Below are 23023 nucleotides of genomic sequence, written 5' to 3'. Positions count from 1 at the left end.
GGCGCGACCCTGCGCCCAAGCGCCGCAAAGATCAATGGCTTGATTTCGGCGGGTCAAGGCGCGCAAATGGCGCCGCCAGATGAAGGAGCCGCCGATGTATGACGCCAACCACCTGATCCGCCAGCTGCGTGAGTCCTCGCTGGGGCGCGAGGAGGATGTTTTTGCCCGGCTTCCGGGCGGCAGCAGCATCACATTCGGCGCGCTTTTTGCCGGAGCGGAGCGGATGGCAGCGGCGTTGACCTCCCAGGGCGTGCAGCCCGGGGACCGGGTGGCGGTGCAGGTCCAGAAAACCATTCAGGCGATCGAGCTGTACCTTGGCACCGTCATGGCGGGCGGCATTTTCCTGCCCTTGAACACTGCCTACACCGGGCCGGAGGTCGCCTATTTCGTGGGCGACGCCTCTCCGCACGTGGTGGTCTGCGATCCGGCGCGGCTGGAAGAGATCACCGCGATTGCGGGCGCGGCGCGGGTGCTGACGCTGGATGCGGCGGGGCAGGGGAGTTTGCGCGATCTGGCGGAGGCTCAGGACGGGTTCGAACCCGTGTCGCGGCAGGCGGATGATCTGGCTGCGATCCTTTACACCTCCGGCACCACCGGCCGCTCCAAGGGCGCGATGCTGAGCCATGACAATCTGGCGTCCAATTCGCTGACACTGCGGGACACCTGGCGGTTCACCAAGGACGACGTGCTGATCCACGCGCTGCCGATCTTTCACACCCACGGGCTGTTTGTGGCAACCAATGTGGCGTTGTTTGCAGGCGCCCAGGTGGTGTTCCTGCCGGGGTTTGATGCGGATGCGATCCTGGAGGCGATGCCGTCGGCCACAGCGCTGATGGGGGTGCCGACGTTCTACACCCGCCTGCTGGCGGATGCGCGGCTGACGCCGGAGCGTGCTGCGAACATGCGCCTGTTCATTTCCGGCTCCGCGCCCCTGCTGGTGGATACGCACGAGCAGTGGGAGGCCCGCACCGGCCACCGCATCCTGGAACGCTACGGGATGACCGAAACCAATATGAGCACGTCGAACCCCTATGACGGCGAGCGCCGGGCCGGCACCGTCGGCTTCCCGCTGCCGGGTGTGGAGGCGCGGGTCATCAAGGACGGGGCGGAGGTGCCGGGTGGAGAGATCGGCGTGCTGGAGGTGCGCGGGCCGAATGTGTTCCAGGGCTACTGGCAGATGCCGGAGAAAACGGCGGAGGAACTGAAGCCGGACGGCTGGTTCATCACCGGCGACATGGCGAAGATCGACGCCGATGGCTATGTCACCATTGTCGGGCGCGAGAAGGATCTGATCATCACCGGCGGCTTCAATGTCTACCCCAAGGAGGTCGAGAGCCTGATCGACGACCTGCCCGGCGTGCTGGAAAGCGCGGTGATCGGTGTGCCGCACCCGGATTTTGGCGAGGGCGTGGTGGCCGTGGTGGTGCCGGAGGGCGATGGCACCAGTGCTGAGGCGATCAAGACGGCGCTCTCCGGCCAGCTTGCCAAGTTCAAGCAGCCCAAGGAGATCATCCTGCTGGAGGCCTTGCCGCGCAACACCATGGGCAAGGTGCAGAAAAAAGCCCTGCGCGAGGAATACGCAGAGCTGTTTTCGTAAGAGATAAAGGGCGCTGCCTGTGCTGCAAGCGGCACAGGCGATTAGGATCAATGCACCGCCGCGTGCGACTCTTCCTCGCGCCATTCCCGCACGGCCTGCACCAGGATCTGGAAGGCGGAGTTCAGGAACAGACCGCCCATGATGCCGGCCACGATCAGGTCGGGCCAGCCGGTCGCCGTGCCCCAGACGCCAAGCGCGGCAATCATCACCGCCACATTGCCGATCGCGTCGTTGCGCGAGCACAGCCAGACCGAGCGGACATTGGCGTCGCCGTCCTTGTAGCGCGCCAGCAGCAGCACCGAAATCAGGTTGGCCGCCAGCGCCATGAAACCGATCACCCCCATGATATGGGCCTGCGGCACGCCGACGTAGAAAACCTGGTAGACAGTGGAGCCGAACACCCAGAGCCCCATGAGCAACAGGCTGATGCCCTTGCCGAGCGCCGCCAGCGCCCGGGTGCGCAGGCTGGCGCCGATCACCGCCAGCGAGATGCCATAGGTCAGCGCGTCGCCCAGAAAGTCCAAGGCGTCGGCCTTCAGCGCCTGGCTGCCGGACAGTTGGCCCGCACCCATTTCCACCGCGAACATGCCGGCGTTGATGGCGATCACCAGCCAAAGCCTGCGTTTGTAGTCCGCCGATACCCCGTCAAACCGGGCCTCATGATTGCAGCAGCCTGCCATTGCTCTTGTCCTCATTCCTGATTCGGGATCAATGTAGGGCCTCTAGTCACTAGAGCATCAAGAGGGTTTGCGCATGTTTTCCATCGGCCAGCTGTCCAAGGCCACCGGCGTGAAGGTGCCGACCATCCGCTATTACGAGGAAATCGGCCTGCTGCCGCAGCCGGGCCGCAATGCCGGCAACCAGCGCCGTTACGGGCAGGACGGCATGGACGCGCTGGGCTTCATCAAACACGCCCGGGACCTCGGCTTTCCGCTGGAGGATATCAAATCACTGATGGGCCTCGATGGCCACCTGGGAGATGACTGCGCCGAAGCCGACCGGATTGCCCGCAGCCAGCTGCAAAACGTGCGCGCGCGGATCGCCCGGCTGGAACGCCTGGCCGACGAGCTGGAGCGGATCAGCCACTTGTGTGACGGCGGCAACGGCGGCTGCTGCAAGGTGCTGACCGCGCTGGGCGACCACAGCCAATGCGCCAGTGAGCATGATTGAGGGTGCAGGCTGAGAGGATCTGCCCGAACCATTTCCGGGCAAACCCCTTTGTTAGAGCCTGATCCTCAGCCGATGCGGCCCTGGTTTTCGCCAATCTGGCCGCGGTGCAGCAGCAGGTGGTCCAGGATCACGCAGGCCATCATCGCTTCGGCCACCGGCACCGCGCGGATGCCGACGCAAGGGTCGTGGCGGCCTTTGGTGATCACCTCGGTGGCGGAGCCGTCCTTGCGGATCGACTTCCGCGGGGTGAGGATTGAGGAGGTCGGCTTGACCGCGAAACGCACCACCACATCCTGCCCGGTGGAGATGCCGCCGAGGATGCCGCCGGCGTGGTTCGACGAATACTCAGGCCCGTTTTCGCCCATGAAAATCTCGTCGGCATTTTCCGAGCCCTTCAGCCGCGCGGCATTCATGCCTTCGCCGATCTCGACGCCTTTCACGGCGTTGATCGACATCATCGCAGCGGCCAGATCAGTGTCGAGCTTGCAATAAACCGGTGCGCCGATGCCTGCGGGGACACCCCGGGCGACAACCTCAACCACGGCGCCAACCGAGTCATGCGCCTTGCGCAGGCCTTGCAGGTAGTCTTCCCACTCCTGCACCGCGCCTGCATCGGGGATCCAGAAATCGTTCTGCTCGATCGCGTCCCAGTCAAAGCGGCTGCGGTCGATCTCCAGCTCGCCCATTTGGGTCATGTAGCCCTTGATCTCCAGCCCCGGCACCAGCGCCTTGATTGCTTCACGTGCAACACCGCCGGCCGCAACCCGCGCGGCAGTCTCGCGCGCCGAGGACCGGCCGCCGCCGCGGTAGTCACGGTTGCCGTATTTCTGGAAATAGGTGATGTCGGCGTGACCCGGACGGAAGGTCTGGGAGATCTCGCCGTAATCCTTTGACCGCTGGTCGGTGTTCTCGATCATCAGCTGGATCGGGGTCCCGGTTGACATGCCGTCGAACACGCCGGACAGGATTTTCACCGCGTCCGGTTCATTGCGCTGGGTGGTATTCTTGTTCTGGCCGGGACGGCGCTTGTCGAGCCATTGCTGCAGCATTTCCGGCTCCAGCGGCACATTCGGCGGGCAGCCGTCGACGGTGGCGCCAAGCGCAGGCCCGTGGCTCTCGCCCCAGGTGGTGACGCGGAAGAGGTGTCCAAAGCTGTTCATCGACATGCGCGGTCTCCTTTGCGCTGTGCTTAGCGGGCAGGGGCCTGTGCCTCAAGCGGATTCCTCTGCGGCAAAGGGCACGGGGGGCGCTGCCCCCGCCGCCTTCGGCGGCTCCCCCGGGATATTTTCAGCCAGATGAGCTAGGGACGGGCACTGGCAGCGGTCCAGTTTGCCTGAACCGTAGGTCCTGGCGGGGCTTTGGCTTGTCATTGCTGCGCCCCGGGCCTAATGTCCGCGCCACCTCGGGGTGCGCGGCAGCGCTGAGATGACACCCGTTGAACCTGAACCGGATCACACCGGCGGAGGGAAGGTACTGGACAGCCTCCACCCTTGCCCAAAGCCGCAAAGGAGGATGGCATGAAACATCTTGCATTTGCAGCGGGACTGCTCGGCGCTTCGGCAGCCTTTGCCGATACGCCCGAACTCACTGTTTACACCTATGACAGCTTTGTTTCCGACTGGGGCCCCGGCCCGGCGGTGGAAAAGGCGTTTGAGGAGGTCTGCGGCTGCGACCTGAAACTGGTCGGCGCGGGCGACGGCGCGGCGCTGCTGGCGCGGGTCAAGCTGGAGGGCGAACGCTCGGACGCGGACGTGGTGCTGGGTCTCGACACCAACCTGACCGCAGCGGCCAAGGAAACCGGCCTGTTTGCAGAGCATTCCGTGAGCGCCGAGTTTGCGCTGCCGGTGGAATGGAACGACGCGACATTTGTGCCGTATGACTGGGGCTACTTTGCCTTTGTCCACAACGCCGACGCCGCGGCGCCTGCGGATTTCAAGGCGCTGGCTGCCAGCGACAAGAAGATCGTCATTCAGGACCCGCGCTCCTCGACCCCGGGTCTGGGGCTGCTGCTGTGGGTCAAGGCCGCCTATGGCGACGAGGCGCCGGAGATTTGGAAGGGCCTGTCTGACAACGTCGTGACCGTGACCAAGGGCTGGTCCGAGGCCTATGGCATGTTCCTGGAAGGCGAGGCCGATATGGTGCTCTCCTACACCACCTCCCCCGCCTACCATTTGATTGCAGAGGAAGACGGCTCCAAGGCAGCGGCATCTTTTGATGAGGGGCATTACATGCAGGTGGAGGTTGCCGGCAAACTGGCGAACACCGACCAGCCGGAGCTGGCCGACCAGTTCCTGGCCTTCATGGTGTCGGATGCGTTCCAGTCGATCATCCCGACCACCAACTGGATGTATCCGGCGGTGACCCCGGCGGCGGGCCTGCCGGAAGGGTTCGATACCCTGATCGCGCCTGAAAAATCGCTGCTGCTGAGCGAAACGGAAGCGGCAGAGGTGCGCGATGCGGCGCTGGGCGAATGGCTGGACGCGCTCAGCCAGTAAGCGCCTTTCCCGGCATCAGCGCAGCCCTGTTGGTGGCTGCGCTGATCCTGGGAACGCTGGGGGCGGTTGCCTTCAGGGCCGAGGCCGGCACCGGGATTGCCGCCAGCGACTGGGCCGCGCTGCGGTTCACGCTGACCCAGGCGAGCCTGTCGGCGCTCTTGAGCGTTGGCCTTGCCATTCCGGTCGCCCGCGCGCTGGCGCGGCGCCGGTTTCCGGGGCGGAGCCTGCTGATTGCCCTTTTGGGCGCGCCCTTCATCCTGCCTGTCATTGTTGCCATTCTTGGTTTGCTGGCCGTCTTCGGCCGGGTGGGATGGCTGAGCCAGGGGCTGATTTTCCTCGGGTTAGAGCCTGTTCAGATCTACGGGCTGCACGGGGTTGTGCTGGCGCATGTCTTCTTCAACCTGCCGCTGGCGACGCGGCTGATCCTGCAGGGCTGGCAGGAGATCCCCGCCGAACGCTTCCGCCTGGCGGCGCAGCTGGATGCCGGGCCGCTGGCGATGTGGCGGCTGCTGGAAGGGCCGATGCTGCGGCGGGTGGCGCCCGGCGCGCTGGCGGTTGTTTTTGCCATTTGCCTGTCGAGTTTCGCGGTGGCACTGACCCTGGGCGGCGGTCCCCGGGCGACGACCATAGAACTCGCGATCTATCAGGCGTTCCGGTTCGATTTCGACCTGGGCCGCGCGGCGCTGCTGTCGGGTATGCAGCTGCTGCTGACCGGCGCCGCCGCGCTGGTGGCGCTGCGGGTGTCGGCAGGGGAGGGCTTTGGCGCCGGCCTTGACCGTGCGGTGCGGCGCTGGGACGGGCAAAGCGCCTTGGCGCGCGGCCTGGACGGGTTCTGGATTATCCTGTCCGCTGCCTTTCTGCTGCTGCCGCTGACGGCGATTGTGCTGGCTGGTCTGCCGGGACTGGCTGCCTTGAAAGGCAGTGTCTGGCAGGCCGCTGGCAATTCCATTCTGGTGGCGGCGCTCAGCACCGTGATCCTGCTGCTGCTGGCCTTGCCGATGGCCGCCGCCGTCGCGGCGGGGCGGAACGGCTTGACCGAACTGTCGGGAATTCTGGGGCTTGCGGCCTCGCCGCTGGTGATTGGCACCGGATTGTTCATTCTGATCTATCCCATTGCGGACCCTTTTGCGCTGGCGCTGCCGGTGACGGCGCTGGTCAATGCGGTGATGGCGCTGCCCTTTGCCATGCGGATTCTGGTGCCGCGTGCGCGCGAGGTGCTGGCGCGCTATGGCCGCCTGTCGCTGTCGCTGGACATGCAGGGCTGGGCTTTTGTCCGCCGGGTTTACCTGCCGCGGATGCGGGCGCAGACGGGATTTGCTGCCGGGCTGGCGGCGGCGCTGTCGATGGGGGATTTGGGCGTGGTGGCGCTGTTTGCCGATCCGGATTTTGCAACGCTGCCGTTGCAGATCTACCGGCTGATGGGGGCCTACCGGATGGAGGCTGCGGCGGCTGCGGCGCTGTTGCTGCTGATGCTCTCGATGGGGGCATTCTGGATATTGGACCGCGGAGGGCGCTGGCATGCTGAAGCTTGAGACCTGCCGGATCATGAACGGCGATTATGCGGTGGAGGCGGATCTGGAGATCAGCCCCGGCGCCTGCGTGGCGGTGATCGGCCCGTCCGGCGCCGGGAAATCCACGCTGGTGGAGGCGGTTGCCGGTTTTCTGCCGGTCACCCGCGGGCGGATTTCGTGGAACGGGTCGGACCTGACGCGCAGTCCGCCGGGCAAGCGGCCGGTGGCAATGCTGTTTCAGGACGGCAACCTGTTTCCGCATCTGACGGTGGCGCAGAATGTCGGCTTGGGGCTGCACGCAAACCTGCGGTTGAGCCAGGCGGAGTGGCGCCAGGTAGAGGCGGCGCTGGAGCGGGTCGGTCTTGGCGGCATGGGCGGGCGCAAGCCCGCGGCGCTGTCGGGAGGCCAGCAGAGCCGGGTGGCGCTGGCGCGGGTGCTGGTGCAGGGGCGCGATATCCTGCTGCTGGATGAACCCTTTGCCGCGCTTGGCCCGGCGCTGAAGGCTGAGATGCTGGACCTGGTGGCGGAGCTTGCCCGTGAAAACGGGGCAACGGTTCTGATGGTCAGCCATGACCCGAATGATGCCCGCCGGATTGCGGACCAAGTGGTGCTGGTGGCGGAGGGCATGGCGCACCCGCCGCAACAGACGGCGGAGCTGCTGGACAACCCGCCGCCTGCCTTGAAAGCGTATTTAGGTTAGGCGGCCAGTGCCGTTTCCCGCGTTTTTGTAATCATCAGGGCCGCGCTGGCGGCTTCGTTGCCCTTTTGAACGAAATGCTCGCGGTAGATGGCAACGTGATGATCGGTTTCCTGAAAATGGTGCGGGGTCAGCGAGACCGACAGTACCGGCACTCCGGTGTCCATGCCGGCGCGCATCAGACCGTCGACCACCGCCTGGGCCACGAAATCATGCCGGTAGATACCGCCATCCACGACCAGCGCGGCGCAGGCCACGGCGGCGTATTTTCCGGTCTTGGCCAGCTCCTGTGCCAGCAGGGGCATTTCAAAGGCGCCGGGCACGTCGAACACGTCGACCTGCTCTGCCGGGATCAGCTGCAGAAAGCCTTCCAGCGCGCGGTCGACAATATCTGCATGCCATTGCGCCTTGATGAAGGCATAGCGGGTGTGTGTCATTTCGTAATCTCCTTGTGCTTCTGACACGTCACCCAAGGCGATCACGAGCAGACGGGCGTACGCCTGGCGCCGCCCTTCTGCACGTTCTCTTCCATCCGGACTGTGACCGTCGGCTCTGGAGTCGCACCAGATCTGCTGACACTTCCGAAATCCGGAAGCCGCTCGCGGGCTTACGGGATGGGCCCGCTTACCGCCGGTGGGGAATTCCGCCCCGCCCTGAGAACGAAACGGACCTTGCCAACAGGCGGGCAGATTTTCAAGAGTGACGATGAAGGAGACTGCCATGCATCCCAATCCGGTTTTTCACGACGCCGATACCGCGCAGAACCTCGCGTTTGCCCGGGAACGCGCCTTTGGCGTGCTGGCTGTGTCCGCGGAGGAGGCACCGCTGATCAGCCATGTGCCGTTCCTGATATCGCAGGACGGGAAATGGGCGGACCTGCATCTGGTGCGCTCCAATCCCATCGTGCGGGGGCTGAAGGAGATGCGGCAGGCCAAGCTCGCGGTGACCGGCCCCGACGGCTATGTCTCGCCGGACTGGTACGGGGTGCCGGACCAGGTGCCGACCTGGAATTATGTCGCGGTGCATCTGACCGGGGAACTGGAGCTGCGCCCGGCTGAGGAATTGCGCGATCTGCTGGACCGGCAGGCAGCCTTTTATGAGGCGCGGCTGGCACCGAAGCCGCCCTGGACGACGGCCAAGATGGATGCAGCGGCGCTGGACCGGATGATGCGGATGATTGTACCCGCCCGGATGCGGATCACGGGCGTCGATGGCACCTGGAAGCTGAGCCAGAACAAACCGGACGCCGGGCGCACCGCAGCAGCAGAGATGATTGCCGGCGGGATCGGTGCGGAGCTGGAGGAACTGGCGGCGCTGATGCGTCAGGTCTCAACCAGGTCGTAGTGCTTGATGGTGCGCGACTCGACCAGTTCGGCCTCGGCCGGGTCGATATGCGGGCTTGTGTAATCCTCGCCCACAAACGCCTTGAGCGAGGCCAGATCCTTCCACACCATCACAAAGCTGAACTCCCGCGGGGTTTCGGCCCGCGGTGCGCCGGGCAGCACCGAAACGATGCCGTCTGTGCCCTTCATCAGCGGAATCGCGGTTTCATGAAAGAATCTGCTGAACTCGGCTTCCTTGCCGGGCCGGATCACAACCTGGAATATCCGCATGATCATTGGCGTCCCTCCTGACAATGTTTACAGGTGGCCAGCATACCACATGTGATGATTGCCCCTTCCCCTCAGCCCGGCTTGCAGTAGGCTGCGGCCAAACAGGAGAGGATTTCCCATGAGGCTCACTTATTCCCAAGCGTCCCCCTTTGCCCGCAAGGTTGTGGTGCTGCTGCATGAAACCGGGCAGGTGGACGATGTCGAGATTCTGGACGTCACCACCACACCCCTGAACCCCAGCCCGGATGTGAAATCCAGCAACCCGCTGGCCAAAATTCCGGCGCTGGAGCGCAATGACGGGCCGGCGCTGTATGACAGCCGGGTGATCTGCGCTTACCTGGATGAGCGCGCGGGCGGCAGGCTCTATGGCGGCTGGGACAGCAAGGTGCTGGAGGCCACCGCCGACGGGATCATGGATGCGGCGGTGCTGATGTCCTATGAAAAACGGCTGCGTCCCGAGGAAAAACAGTGGGAAAGCTGGCTGGATGCACAGCGCAGCAAGGTGCTGGGCGGCTGCGCGGCGCTGAATGCCCGCTGGATGAGCCATCTGCAGGGGCCGCTGGACATCGGCCAGATCGCGGTGGCCTGTGCGCTGGCCTATGTGGACTTCCGCCACCCGGAAACCAACTGGCGCCAGGGCAACGAGGCGCTGGCAGACTGGTTCGCCGAATTCGAATCGCGCCCCGCGATGCAGGCGACAAAACCGCCCGCGGCCTGAGCGCGGCCCCTTGAAACATGCATGTGCCGCGCCGATATGGGTGCGGCACTGTCACACAGGCGTGACAGAATTGCCGTCTGCGGCTTTCTGCGCGCCCATGACCGCTGGACGAACGGCTCTCTCCCCGCTAGACACGCGCCTGAGTCACTGCGAGCAATCGCGGTGCATGCGCATGTTTGCCCTAAACGGGCGCTGGAATTGGAGAAAACCTCGTGTCCCACGCAGAAGACCACGAAGGAACCCGGAGAGATTTCCTCTACTACGCCACTGCCGGCGCCGGGGCAGTGACCGCGGGTGCCGCCGTATGGCCCCTGGTCAACCAGATGAACCCCTCCGCCGACGTGAAAGCGCTGTCCTCGATCCTGGTCGATGTCAGCGGCGTGGAAGTTGGCACGCAGATCTCGGTCATGTTCCTGGGCAAGCCGGTGTTCATCCGCCGCCGCACCCAGGAAGAGATCGACGAGGCCCGTGCCGTGGAGCTGTCCGAGCTGATCGACCCGCGGTCGGAAAACCCGAACAAGCCGGGCACCGACGCTGCGGACGCCAACCGCACCATGGACGACGCCGGCGAATGGCTGGTGATGATGGGTGTCTGCACCCACCTGGGCTGTGTGCCGCTGGGCGACGGCGCCGGCGAATTCAACGGCTGGTTCTGCCCGTGCCACGGGTCGCACTACGACACCGCAGGCCGCATCCGCAAAGGCCCGGCGCCGGAGAACCTGCACGTGCCGGTGGCTGAGTTCACCGACGCCAACACCATCAAGCTGGGATAAGGAAACGCGCTCATGTCCGGTATTCCGCACGACCATTACGAGCCGAAGACAGGCGCAGAGAAGTGGCTGCACAGCCGCCTGCCCATCGTCGGCCTGATCTATGACACCATCATGATCCCCACCCCCAAGAACCTGAACTGGTGGTGGATCTGGGGCATCGTCCTGGCCTTCTGCCTGGCGCTGCAAATCGTCACCGGCATCGTCCTGGTGATGCACTACACCCCGCATGTCGACATGGCCTTTGCATCCGTTGAGCATATCATGCGCAACGTGAACGGCGGCCACATGCTGCGCTACCTGCACATGAACGGCGCCTCGCTGTTCTTTGTTGCCGTCTACATCCACATCTTCCGCGGCCTGTACTACGGCTCCTACAAGGCGCCCCGCGAGATCACCTGGATCGTCGGCATGCTGATCTACCTGCTGATGATGGGCACCGCCTTCATGGGCTACGTGCTGCCCTGGGGCCAGATGTCCTTTTGGGGTGCAACCGTGATCACCGGCCTGTTCGGCGCGATCCCGTTCATCGGCGAAGCGATCCAGACCTGGCTGCTGGGCGGACCGGCGGTGGACAACGCCACCCTGAACCGCTTCTTCTCGCTGCACTACCTGCTGCCCTTCGTGATCGCAGCGCTGGTGATCGTGCACATCTGGGCCTTCCACACCACCGGCAACAACAACCCCACTGGTGTTGACGTGCGCCGCGGCTCCAAGGAAGAAGCCAAGAAAGACACACTGCCGTTCTGGCCGTACTTCGTGATCAAGGACTTCCTGGGCCTGGCCATTGTGCTGGTGATCTTCTGGGCCATCGTCGGCTTCATGCCGAACTACCTGGGCCACCCGGACAACTACATCGAAGCCAACCCGCTGGTGACGCCTGCGCACATCGTTCCGGAATGGTACTTCCTGCCGTTCTACGCGATCCTGCGCGCCTTCACCTCCGAGGTCTGGGTGGTGCAGTTCGCCTCCTTCATCACCGGCGGCATCATCGACGCGAAGTTCTTCGGCGTGATCGCCATGTTCGGCGCGATCCTGGCCATGGCGCTGGCGCCCTGGCTGGACACCTCCAACGTGCGCTCGGGCCGTTACCGTCCGATGTTCAAATGGTGGTTCGCGCTGCTGATCGTCGACTTCTTTGCCCTGATGTGGCTGGGCGCGATGCCGGCGGAAGAGCCCTATGCATCGTTCTCGCTGATCGCATCGGCCTACTGGTTCGGCTACTTCTTCGTGATCCTGCCGCTGCTGGGCGTGATCGAGAAGCCGCTGGCTCAGCCTGCCACCATCGAAGAGGATTTCGACGCCCACTACGGCAAGAAGTCTTCTGCAGACGCCACTCCTGCCGAGTAAGAAGAAGGAACACCTAGCAATGTTCAAGAAACTGGCAACCGGTGCCGCCTTCGCTCTGGCCATGATCCCTGCTGCGTCCTACGCAGCAGGCGGGGCGGGCCATGTCGAAGATTACGACTTCTCCTTTGAGGGTCCCTTCGGCACCTACGACCGCAACCAGCTGCAGCGCGGCCTGCAAATCTACACCGAAGTCTGCGCAGCCTGCCACGGGCTGAAGCTGGTGCCGATCCGCACCCTGTCCGACGAGGGCGGCCCGCAGATGCCGGAAGATCAGGTACGGGCCTACGCGGCTGACAACTTCAGCGTCTACGATCCGGAACTGGATGAGGACCGCCCGGCCAAGCCGGTCGACCACTTCCCGGAGAACAACAACGCCGGCGCCCCGGACCTCAGCATGATGGCCAAGGCGCGCGCGGGCTTCCATGGCCCCTACGGCCTGGGTCTGAACCAGCTGTTCAAGGGCATGGGCGGTGCCGAATACATCGCCTCGCTGCTGGCCGGCTACACCGGTGAGACCAAGGAAGAAGCAGGCACCACCTTCTATGAAAACACCGCCTTCCCGGGCGGCTGGATTTCGATGGCGCCGCCGCTGTCGGATGAGCAGGTGGAATTTGCCGACGGCCACGCCAACGACGTGGACGCCATGTCGCAGGACGTCGCGGCCTTCCTGATGTGGACCGCCGAGCCCAAGATGATGGCCCGCAAGCAGGCCGGTTTTGTCGGCGTGCTGTTCCTGACCCTGCTGTCGGTGATGCTGTACCTGACCAACAAGCGCCTGTGGGCGCCGCACAAGGGCAAGCACTGATCCCTGGCGGCTGGCACAGCGCTGAATAAAGAAACCCCCGCAAGAGCTTCTTGCGGGGGTTTTTCGTTGCTGAGGGCGCGGCGCGGCAACCTACGCCAGCGGGCTGACCGTCAGATGCGGCAGGCCGTTGGAGGTCTTCTGCGGCGAGCGGTCCTCGGCATTGATGACCGCGGACACCCGGTGGCGCCAGGACGAGAAGCTGTCGAACTGGACCACGTCCACCGGGGTGTCGAACTGCAGCGTGATCCGCCGGTGGCCGCTGCTGCCGCAGGCGGCCAGCCCGTGCACATAGCCGGTGAAGGGCTGGCCCAGATAGCGGCCCTCGACCCGCATCCCCACTTGCAGCTCCAGTGCGTTGGAGGCGCGGGCGTGCAGCGTGTTCCAGTCGCGGAAACCGTAATACTGGGCGACACGCTCCAGGGCGGTGCTGTGGGGAATGGGCTGGCCCTGGGCCTCGGAATGCTTGCGCAGCAGCCGCGCTTCGGCCTTGAGCTGCGCAACAGAAGGAAGGGCAGAGTTCGTCTGCATGGATGTACCTTTCGCAAAAGGGTGCAAAAGTCGTTGCAGACAGGGCTCGCGTTGCTGTCCGGGCGTGCACCCAGGCGTCAGGATATACCTTGTCCGGATTTCACCATGGCCAGAGGCCGCGAGCGGCAGGTACCCGGGACCCTGGTATGGTGATAACGCAGCAAGAGCTAGGGCGCAAATCCTTCAAGCCCGGGGCTGGCACGGCAGTGGCGCCTGTGCCACTCCGTTTCAGTGTGCTGTTTGGCACCCCGCGCGACACGCCATTGACACGCTTGACGGACCCGGCAACAGCATCGCAACATTTATGAGTTGTATTTAACGAGTGGGGAGAGTTGCAATGCCCGGACAATCGAATGCGGATATCTTGCGCGAAGCGATGGCGCGCTGGAACGACTGCAAGGCCGGAGATCTGGCTATGTGGGACGAGTACACCAGCGAGGATATGTGCCTACGGTCCATGGGGGAGGGGCAGCATGGCATCAATTTCAGTTCGGCGCGGAACGGCCGGGAGCAGATGCACAGCTACCTGGCCGAATTGACCAACGCCTTTGAAATGGAGCATTGGACCCTAGAGGAGACAGTCTCTGAAGGCGACCGGGTTGTCGGCCTGGGCACGACGGCCTGGACCTGCAAGGCCACTGGCAAGCGCGTGGAAACTCCCATTGTCCTTGTCTGCCGGTTCCGCGGCGGGCGCATCTGCGAACTGCATGAATTCTACGATTCTGCGTCGGTCGCCGCGTCAACCTGCTAGCTGGCCTGGGGAGCAGGTCAGGCTGTCAGCTGGCCGCCCTCCACGCCGGAAATGGCGGCGGTGACGATCCGGCCTTCCTCCTGCGGTGCCGCAAACGCCACCTCGGTGAACTGCTCGGTGCGGCCCATATGCGGATTTTCCATCAGGATGCGGTGGGTCTTGCCGATCTGCGCCGCCAGGTGGCGTTCAACCTGGGCATCGCCAGCCGCGCGCAGGCGGGCGGCGCGCTCCTTGATCACATTGCCGTTCACCTGGTTCGGGATCTTTGCAGCCGGGGTGCCCTCGCGCTTGGAATATGGGAAGACGTGCAGCCAGGTCAGATCGCAGTCGGTGACCAGCTTCAGCGAGTTCTCGAAATGCGCGTCAGACTCGGTCGGGAAACCGGCGATGATGTCGGCGCCGAATGTCATCTCCGGGCGCAGGCGGCGGGCCTCCTCGCAAAACGCGATGGCGTCGTCGCGCAGGTGGCGCCGGGCCATGCGTTTCAAGATCAGGTCGTCGCCGTGCTGCAGAGACAAATGCAGATGCGGCATCAGCCGCGGCTCGGTGGCAATCGCCTGCATCAGGTTTTCATCCGCCTCAATCGAATCGATTGAGGAGATGCGCAGCCGCGGCAGGTCCGGCACCAGTTTCAGGATCCGCATCACCAGGTCGCCGAGGCGGGGCTGTGCGGGCAGATCAGCGCCCCAGGAGGTGAGGTCTACGCCCGTGAGAACCACCTCGTTATAGCCCCTGTCCACCAGCCGCTTGATCTGGTCGATCACCACGCCTGCCGGGACCGAGCGGGAGTTGCCGCGGCCATAGGGGATGATGCAAAAGGTGCAGCGGTGGTCGCAGCCGTTCTGGACCTGCACATAGGCGCGGCTGCGGGTGCCGAAGCCGTCGATCAGATGGCCTGCGGTTTCCGTCACCGACATGATGTCGTCGACTTGGACCTTTTCCGTGGTGCCAATGAAATCCGGCCCCTTGGCGATCTGCTGCCAGGTCGCCGGCTGCATCTTTTCAGTGTTGCCGATGACGCGGGTGACCTCTTCCATTGCGGCAAAGGTTTCCGGCTCCGTCTGGGCGGCGCAGCCGGTCACGATGATCGGTGCCTCCGGGTTTTCCCGGCGCAGCTTGCGGATCTCCTGGCGCGCCTTGCGCACGGCCTCGGCGGTCACCGCGCAGGTGTTGACCACCACGGCGTTCTCCAGACCCGCCTGCTGGCTCAGCTCCTTCATCGCCTCGGTCTCATAGGCGTTCAGGCGGCAGCCGAGGGTGGTGAACTTGGGCACGCTCATACCAGCGACTCCAGGAACTCGCGGGTGAAGGTGCCGTCGAACACATGCATGGTCGGCCCGGTCATCCAGACGCCGTCCTCGGCCCAGTCGATCCACAGGGTGCCGCCGTCCAGGTCGATCTGCACCTTGCGGCCCGTCAGCCCGCGCCGGGCGGCTGCAACGGCGGTTGCGCAGGAGGAGGAGCCGGACGCCAGTGTCACCCCCACACCGCGCTCCCACACGCGCATGCGGATGCGGTCGGGGCCGGTCACCTGGGCGACCTGCACGTTGGTGCGCTGCGGGTAGAGCGGGTGGTGCTCATAACGCTGGCCGAATTCTTCCAGCGGAATGACCTCAGCGTCCTCAACAAAGAAGGTGCAGTGAGGGTTGCCCATTCCGGTGGCAGTGGGGCCGCCCTCGATCGGCAGCTCCAGCGTGTCCGTTTCCTCGGCCAGGGGAATGTCCTGCCAGTCCAGCTGCGGCGCGCCCATGTTGACGGAAGTGAGCCCGTTGCCGGCGTCGCGGGCATAGAGATCACCGCGGTCGGTGGTCAGGTGCAGTTCGGATTTTCCGGTTTCCACGATCAGGTGGCGGGCAATGCAGCGGGTGGCATTGCCGCAAGCTGCAGAGGTGGAACCGTCGGCATTGTAGAAGGTCAGATGCGCGTCGCCCTTGCCGTTCGAAATCACCGTCAGCTGGTCGAAGCCGACGCCGAACTGGCGGTGGGCGATTCCCTTGGCCATCGCCGGGGTGATGGCAATGTCCTGCTCGCGCGCGTCGACAACAACGAAGTCGTTGCCCAGCCCGTGCATCTTCATGAAGGGGATTTTTATGTTTGCCGAGGTGCTCATGGCGGGCATATAGACCCGGCGTGGAGATGAATCCAGCCTTCGGTGAGAAAAGTTGAAAAAAGGGGTTGACCCCCTGCGCTACTCCCCCTAGATACGCCGCCTATCGGGACAGCGTGACACACACCGCCGCGCCGGACCAAAGCGAAATAAGTGCTTGAACCTTCTGGGAAAAACACTTAGACCGCGACGAAGAAGTGGGCCGTTAGCTCAGTTGGTAGAGCAACTGACTTTTAATCAGTGGGTCGCAGGTTCGAATCCTGCACGGCTCACCACTTCCTCCAAAAACCGCTGATGATGAGACGCGAAACCGCTACAAGTAGCCCTGGGCGCGGAAGCTGAGTTCCGCGGATTTTCCGATAATCAGATGGTCGTGCAGGGTGATTCCCAGTGCGGTCAATGCGGCCCGGATCTGGTCCGTCATGCCGATATCGCTGTCGGACGGGGTGGGGTCTCCGGACGGGTGATTATGCACCAGAATCAAGGCGCTGGCGTTGAGTTCTAGGGCGCGTTTGGCGACCTCTCGGGGGTATACGGGCACGTGGTCGACGGTGCCGCGGGCCTGTTCCTCGTCGGCGATCAGGGCGTTCTTGCGGTCCAGGAACAGGATGCGGAACTGTTCGGTTTCGCGGTGGGCCATGGTGGTGTGGCAATAGTCCAAGAGCGCGTCCCAGCCGGAGATCACCTGGCGCCGCATCACCCGGGCGCGGGCCATGCGGTGGGCGGCGGCCTCCAGCACCTTGAGGTCGGTGATCACCGCGTCGCCGATGCCCTTGACCTGCGCCAGCCGTTCCGGCGGGGCGGTCACCACGCGGTTGAAATCCCCAAAGGTATCAAGCAGTTGGCGCGCCAGCGGTTTCACGTCGCGGCGAGGGATGGAGCGGAACAGGACCAGTTCCAGCAGCTCGTAATCGGGCATCGCGGCGGCGCCGCCAGCCATGAAACGCTCGCGCAGGCGGGCGCGGTGGTCCTTGATGTAGGAGGGCAGGCGGCCAGGGGAGAGCGGGGCCGCAGAGGCCTCCTCGCTGCCGGGGAACAGCGGCAGGGAGACGTCCTCGAAGGCGGGGTCCTGTGCCATGGCGCCATGGTGCCGCCATCTTGGTTGAGGAAGTGTTAATGGCTGCCGTGCGAGAGCGGCGGAGGAGCGGCAGCAGGGGGGTGACAGGCGTACACCCCCTGTACACCCTCTGTGCACCGCCGTGGTGCAGCGTGGGGCGTCTGGGCTGGGGATTGCGTAAAGGATGCGCAAAGGAAAAGCGCCCCGGGTTGGGGGCGCTTTTGACCGAGTCGTTTGAAGCAATGTGCCGGGGCTCTGCCCGTTCGCGCCTGAAACCGTCCCCCGGACGGTTTCCTAGACGGCGCTCACCCCTTCATCCCATCCCAGAAGCTTTTCACCGAGGAGAAGAAGCTGCGGGATTCGGGGTTGGTGTTTTCCTCGGAGATGTCCTCAAACTCGCGCAGAAGCTCCTTCTGGCGGGTGGTGAGGTTCATCGGGGTTTCCACCGCCAGTTCGATGAACATGTCGCCGGTGCCGCCGCCGCGCAGCGCCGGCATGCCCTTGCCGCGCAGGCGCATCTGGCGGCCGGACTGGCTGCCCTCGGGGATCTGCACCCGGCCGCGGCCGCCGTCGATGGTCGGCACCTCAATGGAGCCGCCAAGCGCCGCCTTGGCCATGCTGACCGGCACCCGGCAGTAGAGGTTGTTGCCGTCGCGCTCAAACAGCTTGTGCGGGCCAACCTCGACAAAGATGTAGAGATCGCCCGGCGGGCCGCCGCGCAGGCCGGCTTCGCCTTCGCCAGCCAGGCGGATGCGGGTGCCGGTTTCCACGCCTGCCGGGATGTTCACCGACAGCGAGCGGTCTTTTTCCACGCGGCCGTGGCCGTGGCAGGATTTGCACGGGTTCTTGATGATCTGGCCCAGGCCCGAGCAGGTCGGGCAGGTGCGTTCAACGGTGAAGAAGCCCTGCTGCGCGCGGACCTTGCCCATGCCGGAGCAGGTCGGGCAGGTGGTGGGCTCGACGCCGCCTTCGGCGCCGGTGCCCTCGCAGGCGGTGCAGGAGACCGAGGCCGGGACCTTGATGGTCTTGTGCAGCCCGCCAAAGGCGTCCTCGAGCGAGACGCGCAGGTTGTAGCGCAGGTCGGCGCCGCGCGACGCCCGCTGGCGTCCGCCGGCACCGCCGCGCTGGCCGCCCATGAAGTCGCCGAACAGGTCGTCGAACACGTCGGAGAAGGCGGAGGAGAAATCGCCGCCGCCAAAGCCCTGGCCGCCGCCGCGCGGGCCGCCGCCGCCCATGCCGTTTTCAAAGGCGGCATGCCCGAAGCGGTCATAGGCCGCCTTCTTGTCGGCGTCCTTCAGGACGTCGTAAGCCTCGTTGGCTTCCTTGAACTGCGCCTCGGCGTCCGGATTGTCCTTGTTCCGGTCGGGGTGCAGTTCCTTGGCTTTCTTGCGGAAGCCTTTTTTGATTTCGTCTGCGCTGGCGCCTTTGGCCACGCCCAGAACGTCGTAATAGTCACGTTTTGACATCGGTTACCCCATCTGCCTCAACGAAAATGGGCCGGTCCGGGGTCGGACCGGCCCGCCTTGGCCTGAGTGGTCAGGCGTTAGCGCTTGTCGTCGTCCAGGTCTTCGAATTCAGCGTCAACTATGTCGTCGTCGCCGGGGCCTGCGGATTCGTCAGCGGCTGCCGGTTCGTCGTTGCCGCCTTCTTCAGCTTGCGCCTTGTAGATCGCCTCGCCCAGCTTCATGGCGGCTTCGGTCACGTTCTGGATGCCGGATTTGATCTTCTCGGCGGTCGATTTCTCGTTTTCCAGATCGTCCTTCAGCGCGGCCACGGCCAGCTCGATCACCTCGATGGTGGACGGGTCGACCTTGTCGCCATGCTCTTCCACCGATTTCTCGGTCGAGTGGATCAGCGATTCTGCCTGGTTCTTGGCTTCCACCAGTTCGCGGCGTTCCTTGTCCGCCTCGGCGTTGGCTTCGGCGTCCTTGACCATCTTTTCGATGTCGTCGTCGGACAGGCCGCCGGAGGCCTGGATGGTGATCTGCTGTTCCTTGCCGGTCGCCTTGTCCTTGGCGCCGACCGACACGATGCCGTTGGCGTCGATGTCGAAGGTCACTTCGATCTGCGGCATGCCGCGCGGTGCCGGCGGGATTTCTTCGAGGTTGAACTGGCCGAGCATCTTGTTGTCGGCCGCCATTTCACGCTCGCCCTGGAACACGCGGATGGTCACGGCGTTCTGGTTGTCTTCCGCGGTCGAGAACACCTGGCTCTTCTTGGTCGGGATGGTGGTGTTGCGGTCGATCAGGCGGGTGAACACGCCGCCCAGGGTCTCGATGCCCAGGGACAGCGGGGTCACGTCGAGCAGCACCACGTCCTTGACGTCGCCCTGCAGAACGCCGGCCTGGATGGCGGCGCCCATGGCAACCACTTCATCCGGGTTCACGCCCTTGTGCGGCTCCTTGCCGAAGAACTTGGAGACTTCCTCGATGACTTTCGGCATCCGGGTCATACCGCCGACCAGAACCACCTCGTCAATGTCGCCAGCCGACAGGCCCGCGTCCTTGAGGGCCGCCTTGCAGGGGTCCATCGAACGCTTGATCAGGTCGGAGACCAGGCTTTCCAGCTTGGCGCGGGTCAGCTTCATCACCATGTGCAGCGGCTGGCCCGAGGACGGGTCCATCGAGATGAACGGCTGGTTGATCTCGGTCTGCGAGGTGGAGGACAGCTCGATCTTGGCTTTTTCAGCGGCCTCTTTCAGGCGCTGCAGGGCCATCTTGTCCTTGGACAGGTCGACGCCGTTTTCCTTTTTGAACTCATCCGCCAGGTAGTTGACGATGCGCATGTCGAAGTCTTCGCCGCCCAGGAAGGTGTCGCCGTTGGTCGACTTCACTTCGAACAGGCCGTCGTCGATTTCCAGGATGGTGACGTCGAAGGTGCCGCCGCCGAGGTCATAGACGGCGATGGTCTGGGTGTCTTCCTTGTCGAGGCCGTAGGCCAGCGCAGCCGCGGTCGGCTCGTTGATGATGCGCAGCACTTCGAGGCCGGCGATCTTGCCGGCGTCCTTGGTGGCCTGACGCTGGGCGTCGTTGAAGTAGGCAGGCACGGTGATCACCGCCTGGGTGACTTCCTCGCCCAGGTAGGATTCCGCGGTTTCCTTCATCTTGCCCAGGGTGAAGGCGGAGATTTGCGACGGGGAGTATTTCTCACCCTTGGCTTCGACCCATGCGTCGCCGTTGCCGCCGTTGACGATGGAGAACGGCACCATCTTCTTGTCTTTGGCGACGGCCGGGTCGTCGAACCGGCGGCCGATCAGGCGCTTGACGCCGAACACGGTGTTGTCGGGGTTGGTGACGGCCTGGCGTTTGGCCGGCTGGCCGACTAGGCGCTCGTCGTCGGTGAAGGCAACGATCGACGGGGTGGTGCGCGCGCCCTCGGCGTTTTCAATCACGCGGGGCTGGGAGCCATCCATGATGGCCACGCAGGAGTTGGTGGTACCCAGGTCGATGCCGATAACTTTGCTCATTTTTCGATCCCTTATTACTACTCAAGGCGATTACCCGAGGCCTGAACCCGTTGCGGCATCCCGGCCCCGATTGTTTTGCGGTTTGGTCTGCACCTTGCCGCGTCCCGGCGTATATAGGGACGTGAAAACGGCCCTGCAAGCGCTCAGGCACGCCCGGAGGCGTGAATCAATGCGCTTTTTTGCAAGGGGCTTGGTTAAGGATGGATGAACGGCAATGACCCTGCTGCGGGTGCGCGGATTCGAGGTTCACAAGGGGTATCTGGATGCGGCCCGGCAGGCGGCGCTGATCGAGGCGTTGCGGCCGGTGCTGAAGGCGGCGCCGCTGTTTTCGCCCACGGTGCCCGGCGGCGGGCAGATGTCGGTGCGGATGACCTCGGCCGGGCGGTTCGGCTGGTATTCGGATGCCAAGGGCTACCGCTATGCGGAGGCGCACCCCGCGGGGCGCGCGTGGCCTGCGATCCCGGCGGAGGTGCTGGCGGTCTGGGCGGAGCTGACCGGTCTGGCGCGGCAGCCGGAGTGCTGCCTGCTGAACTACTACGGCGAGGGTGCGCGGATGGGGCTGCATCAGGACAAGGACGAAGCGGATTTCTCCTATCCCGTGGTGTCGATCTCCCTTGGGGATGACGGGTTGTTCCGGATCGGCAACCGGACCCGCGGCGGCAGGACGGAATCGGTCTGGCTGAGCTCGGGTGATGCGGTGGTGATGGGCGGCGAGGCGCGGCTGACGTATCACGGGGTGGACCGGATCCGGTTCAAATCCTCGCGGCTGCTGCCCAAGGGCGGGCGGATCAACCTGACGCTCAGAGTGGTGACGTGACGCTGGCGGGGCGCAAAAGTTCTACGAAAAACTTTTGCCAAGACTTTTGAGTAAAAGTCCTGGGCCGGACGCTTAAGGACGAAGCGAGCAGCAGCCGGTCAGGACGTCCAGCCCGCCAGCGCCGCGTAGCCGCAGCAGGTCGATCGATATGCCATAGGTTCTGTCCGACATGCCGTCCGAGCATTGCTGCGCGGTGAGGGTTCCGGAGAGGCTCATCGGCTCGGGGCTGGACAATGTGCTGTCAGCCCAGCTGACAGCGTGAAAACCGGATTTTCCGCTGTGGCCGGTTGCCGGCTTGCGCGCCAGCAGCGTGAAGGGGGTATCCGGCCCGTCCAGCGTTTTCAGGTTTGGCGCCTGATCCAGGGTGAGGGCCCAGAAGGGTTCGGTGCCGAAGCACTCCAAAGCCTGACTCTGCGCCTTGCGCCAGTTGTCCCGGGGTTCGCGGGCCAGAAACCGCAGGGCGGCCCAGCCTGAGCGCTCGCCGGTGTTCACCAGGCCCCATTTGCCGCTGGCGTCGGCCCGCACCACCTCCACTCCGGTCTGATCCGGCGCCAGAGCGGCGATTATTTCAGAGCTGGCGGCAGGGGCGCTGCGGATATTGAGCACGTCATCCGCCGCAACACCGGTGACGCTGTGAAGCGCAGGAAACTCCTGTGCAGCTGCCGAGAGGGCCAAAGAGGCCAGCCAAAGCAGAGCGGCTGCAAGGCACGTTCTCACCGCCGCGCATTCCAGCTGAGGGAGACATGGCGGCGGGTGTAAAACTCGCCCATCAGGCCGACCACGATCAGCACCAGAGCAATCCAGGCGGCGTATTGCCAGGAGCTGAAATGCGGGTTGTAGTTGATGAACACGAAGCCCCGGGCCTGGTCGATGCAGTGAAACAGCGGGTTCCAGTCGAACATCGCCAGCATGAAGCTGGGCAGCGTGTTGGCCAGGAACATCTTGCCCGAGGCAATCATGTTGGCCCGCTGGTAGATCATCATCAGGATGCTGACCAAGCTCGGCGCCCAGGGCTTCAGCACCAGGAAGACAAGCCCCACACCGAACCCGGTGATCCAGGCCAGCAGCACCATGCCGAAGGCGGGGATGGGTTCTTCGATATGCACGGGCGTGTAGGCGACGTGATAGGCAAACAGGATGATGATCAGCGACAGAACCTGTATATAGAGCGCGCCGATGGCGGCAGACAGCAGGGCAACCATCGTGTTCATCGGGGCGTGCTGCATCATCGGGCTGCTGGGGCCTTCCGCGCCGGCAACGGCGCTGACGGTCTTGGTGTGCACCATGAACAGGTAAACGCCGGACATCACATAGAGAAGGAAATCGCCGCGGATGGCCGAACCGCGCAGCCCCAGAACCGCAAACATCACATAGAAGGCAGCCACGAACAGAATTGTCTGCATCAGGTTCAGGCCGAGAGCGATGAAGGCGTTGTTGTGCTTGGAGCGGACGCTGCGCACGGCGGAATGGAACACCACTTCGCTCAGGGAGAGAAATCCGGACAACCAGGATTGCTGCGTGCGCTGCTGAAACATGAGACCTGCGTTCTCTGCCCTTATCTGATGCGGCTG

Annotated in this window: 24 protein-coding genes, 1 tRNA gene and 2 riboswitches; of the genes, 13 read left to right on the top strand and 12 right to left on the bottom strand. The window is 64.3% G+C overall.

Features of this window, described 5'->3' with window-relative positions; translation table 11 throughout:
* The first annotated feature begins 94 nt into the window (after window positions 1-94).
* Complete coding sequence (locus AC58NV_RS14875) at window positions 95-1597, top strand: malonate--CoA ligase (RefSeq protein ID WP_497227814.1); 1503 nt, start codon at window positions 95-97, stop codon at window positions 1595-1597.
* Between the two features lie 47 nt (window positions 1598-1644).
* Here AC58NV_RS14875 and AC58NV_RS14870 read toward each other — a convergent pair whose 3' ends face one another.
* Window positions 1645-2277 carry a cation efflux transmembrane domain-containing protein gene (locus AC58NV_RS14870; protein ID WP_497227813.1) on the bottom strand — a complete coding sequence of 211 codons (633 nt, stop codon included), beginning with the start codon at window positions 2275-2277 and terminating at the stop codon, window positions 1645-1647.
* 73 nt (window positions 2278-2350) lie between these two features.
* On the opposite strand from AC58NV_RS14870, the gene AC58NV_RS14865 reads away from it, so the two are divergent.
* A complete protein-coding gene (locus AC58NV_RS14865; RefSeq protein ID WP_366660291.1) occupies window positions 2351-2767 on the top strand; it encodes a MerR family transcriptional regulator in 417 nt (138 codons plus the stop codon).
* A gap of 65 nt (window positions 2768-2832) precedes the next feature.
* Here the strand turns inward: AC58NV_RS14865 and aroC are convergent, their stop codons facing one another.
* Window positions 2833-3933: a chorismate synthase gene (gene aroC, locus AC58NV_RS14860; protein ID WP_497227812.1), complete on the bottom strand. Its 1101-nt coding sequence runs from the start codon at window positions 3931-3933 to the stop codon at window positions 2833-2835.
* Between the two features lie 227 nt (window positions 3934-4160).
* Window positions 4161-4252, top strand: a riboswitch (TPP riboswitch).
* A 32-nt stretch (window positions 4253-4284) separates the two neighbouring features.
* Between aroC and thiB the strand changes: the two genes are divergently transcribed.
* From thiB to AC58NV_RS14845, 3 genes are read left to right on the top strand one after another with little or no spacing between them, the layout of a single operon-like run.
* Window positions 4285-5262 (top strand): thiamine ABC transporter substrate binding subunit, encoded by a 978-nt coding sequence (gene thiB / locus AC58NV_RS14855; protein ID WP_497227811.1) that lies wholly within the window; start codon window positions 4285-4287, stop codon window positions 5260-5262.
* Window positions 5238-6794 carry a thiamine/thiamine pyrophosphate ABC transporter permease ThiP gene (locus AC58NV_RS14850; protein ID WP_497227810.1) on the top strand — a complete coding sequence of 519 codons (1557 nt, stop codon included), beginning with the start codon at window positions 5238-5240 and terminating at the stop codon, window positions 6792-6794. Before thiB ends, AC58NV_RS14850 begins: the two co-directional genes overlap by 25 nt.
* On the top strand, window positions 6781-7473 hold the full coding sequence (locus AC58NV_RS14845; protein WP_497227809.1) for a thiamine ABC transporter ATP-binding protein: 693 nt from the start codon (window positions 6781-6783) through the stop codon (window positions 7471-7473). The genes AC58NV_RS14850 and AC58NV_RS14845 overlap by 14 nt, the downstream gene beginning before the upstream one ends.
* On the opposite strand, the gene AC58NV_RS14840 is transcribed toward AC58NV_RS14845, so the two are convergent.
* Complete coding sequence (locus AC58NV_RS14840; protein ID WP_497227808.1) at window positions 7470-7907, bottom strand: 6,7-dimethyl-8-ribityllumazine synthase; 438 nt, start codon at window positions 7905-7907, stop codon at window positions 7470-7472. The two genes, AC58NV_RS14845 and AC58NV_RS14840, sit on opposite strands and share 4 nt — an antisense overlap.
* 79 nt (window positions 7908-7986) lie before the next feature.
* Window positions 7987-8135, bottom strand: a riboswitch (FMN riboswitch).
* Window positions 8136-8190: 55 nt separating this feature from the next.
* Here AC58NV_RS14840 and AC58NV_RS14835 point away from each other — a divergent pair.
* Complete coding sequence (locus AC58NV_RS14835) at window positions 8191-8814, top strand: FMN-binding negative transcriptional regulator (protein ID WP_497228152.1); 624 nt, start codon at window positions 8191-8193, stop codon at window positions 8812-8814.
* On the opposite strand, the gene AC58NV_RS14830 is transcribed toward AC58NV_RS14835, so the two are convergent.
* Window positions 8793-9089, bottom strand: a complete 297-nt coding sequence (locus tag AC58NV_RS14830) for an antibiotic biosynthesis monooxygenase family protein (protein ID WP_497227807.1) — start codon at window positions 9087-9089, stop codon at window positions 8793-8795. The two genes, AC58NV_RS14835 and AC58NV_RS14830, sit on opposite strands and share 22 nt — an antisense overlap.
* Before the next feature lie 112 nt (window positions 9090-9201).
* Here AC58NV_RS14830 and AC58NV_RS14825 point away from each other — a divergent pair, with 112 nt between their 5' ends.
* The 4 genes from AC58NV_RS14825 (at window position 9202) to AC58NV_RS14810 (ending at window position 12726) form a co-directional block, all read left to right on the top strand.
* Window positions 9202-9801, top strand: coding sequence for a glutathione S-transferase (locus AC58NV_RS14825; protein WP_497227806.1), 600 nt, complete (start codon window positions 9202-9204; stop codon window positions 9799-9801).
* Window positions 9802-10013: 212 nt separating this feature from the next.
* Window positions 10014-10574, top strand: a complete 561-nt coding sequence (petA, locus tag AC58NV_RS14820) for a ubiquinol-cytochrome c reductase iron-sulfur subunit (protein ID WP_366660279.1) — start codon at window positions 10014-10016, stop codon at window positions 10572-10574.
* Between the two features lie 12 nt (window positions 10575-10586).
* Window positions 10587-11921 (top strand): cytochrome b, encoded by a 1335-nt coding sequence (petB, locus tag AC58NV_RS14815; RefSeq protein WP_497227805.1) that lies wholly within the window; start codon window positions 10587-10589, stop codon window positions 11919-11921.
* A gap of 19 nt (window positions 11922-11940) precedes the next feature.
* Complete coding sequence (locus tag AC58NV_RS14810) at window positions 11941-12726, top strand: cytochrome c1 (RefSeq protein ID WP_174145134.1); 786 nt, start codon at window positions 11941-11943, stop codon at window positions 12724-12726.
* 90 nt (window positions 12727-12816) lie between these two features.
* On the opposite strand, the gene AC58NV_RS14805 is transcribed toward AC58NV_RS14810, so the two are convergent.
* Complete coding sequence (locus AC58NV_RS14805; RefSeq protein WP_497227804.1) at window positions 12817-13254, bottom strand: glyoxalase superfamily protein; 438 nt, start codon at window positions 13252-13254, stop codon at window positions 12817-12819.
* A gap of 337 nt (window positions 13255-13591) precedes the next feature.
* On the opposite strand from AC58NV_RS14805, the gene AC58NV_RS14800 reads away from it, so the two are divergent.
* The gene (locus AC58NV_RS14800) at window positions 13592-14005 is read left to right on the top strand and encodes a nuclear transport factor 2 family protein (protein WP_222503749.1); all 414 of its coding nucleotides are present in this window, start codon (window positions 13592-13594) and stop codon (window positions 14003-14005) included.
* A gap of 17 nt (window positions 14006-14022) precedes the next feature.
* Here AC58NV_RS14800 and mtaB read toward each other — a convergent pair whose 3' ends face one another.
* A complete protein-coding gene (gene mtaB / locus AC58NV_RS14795; protein ID WP_497227803.1) occupies window positions 14023-15285 on the bottom strand; it encodes a tRNA (N(6)-L-threonylcarbamoyladenosine(37)-C(2))-methylthiotransferase MtaB in 1263 nt (420 codons plus the stop codon).
* Window positions 15282-16124, bottom strand: a complete 843-nt coding sequence (gene dapF, locus AC58NV_RS14790) for a diaminopimelate epimerase (protein WP_497227802.1) — start codon at window positions 16122-16124, stop codon at window positions 15282-15284. The genes mtaB and dapF overlap by 4 nt, the downstream gene beginning before the upstream one ends.
* A gap of 187 nt (window positions 16125-16311) precedes the next feature.
* Here dapF and AC58NV_RS14785 point away from each other — a divergent pair.
* Window positions 16312-16387, top strand: a tRNA-Lys gene (locus tag AC58NV_RS14785).
* Between the two features lie 38 nt (window positions 16388-16425).
* Here AC58NV_RS14785 and radC read toward each other — a convergent pair.
* The 3 genes from radC to dnaK all read right to left on the bottom strand — a co-directional run bounded on the left by radC (window position 16426) and on the right by dnaK (window position 20635).
* Window positions 16426-17190, bottom strand: a complete 765-nt coding sequence (gene radC, locus AC58NV_RS14780; RefSeq protein WP_497227801.1) for a RadC family protein — start codon at window positions 17188-17190, stop codon at window positions 16426-16428.
* Between the two features lie 284 nt (window positions 17191-17474).
* Window positions 17475-18635, bottom strand: a complete 1161-nt coding sequence (dnaJ, locus tag AC58NV_RS14775; protein ID WP_497227800.1) for a molecular chaperone DnaJ — start codon at window positions 18633-18635, stop codon at window positions 17475-17477.
* 77 nt (window positions 18636-18712) lie between these two features.
* Window positions 18713-20635 (bottom strand): molecular chaperone DnaK, encoded by a 1923-nt coding sequence (gene dnaK, locus AC58NV_RS14770; RefSeq protein WP_497227799.1) that lies wholly within the window; start codon window positions 20633-20635, stop codon window positions 18713-18715.
* A gap of 214 nt (window positions 20636-20849) precedes the next feature.
* On the opposite strand from dnaK, the gene AC58NV_RS14765 reads away from it, so the two are divergent.
* Window positions 20850-21452 carry an alpha-ketoglutarate-dependent dioxygenase AlkB family protein gene (locus AC58NV_RS14765; RefSeq protein WP_497227798.1) on the top strand — a complete coding sequence of 201 codons (603 nt, stop codon included), beginning with the start codon at window positions 20850-20852 and terminating at the stop codon, window positions 21450-21452.
* Between the two features lie 72 nt (window positions 21453-21524).
* On the opposite strand, the gene AC58NV_RS14760 is transcribed toward AC58NV_RS14765, so the two are convergent.
* Both AC58NV_RS14760 and AC58NV_RS14755 read right to left on the bottom strand, forming a co-directional pair.
* The gene (locus AC58NV_RS14760) at window positions 21525-22127 is read right to left on the bottom strand and encodes an SH3 domain-containing protein (RefSeq protein WP_497227797.1); all 603 of its coding nucleotides are present in this window, start codon (window positions 22125-22127) and stop codon (window positions 21525-21527) included.
* A 38-nt stretch (window positions 22128-22165) separates the two neighbouring features.
* On the bottom strand, window positions 22166-22987 hold the full coding sequence (locus AC58NV_RS14755; RefSeq protein WP_497227796.1) for an ABC transporter permease: 822 nt from the start codon (window positions 22985-22987) through the stop codon (window positions 22166-22168).
* Between the last annotated feature and the right edge of the window lie 36 nt (window positions 22988-23023).

Source organism: Leisingera sp. ANG49 (assembly GCF_059694505.1).
Note: the sequence above shows the minus strand (reverse complement) of the source record. Positions and strands in the feature narration are given on the sequence as shown.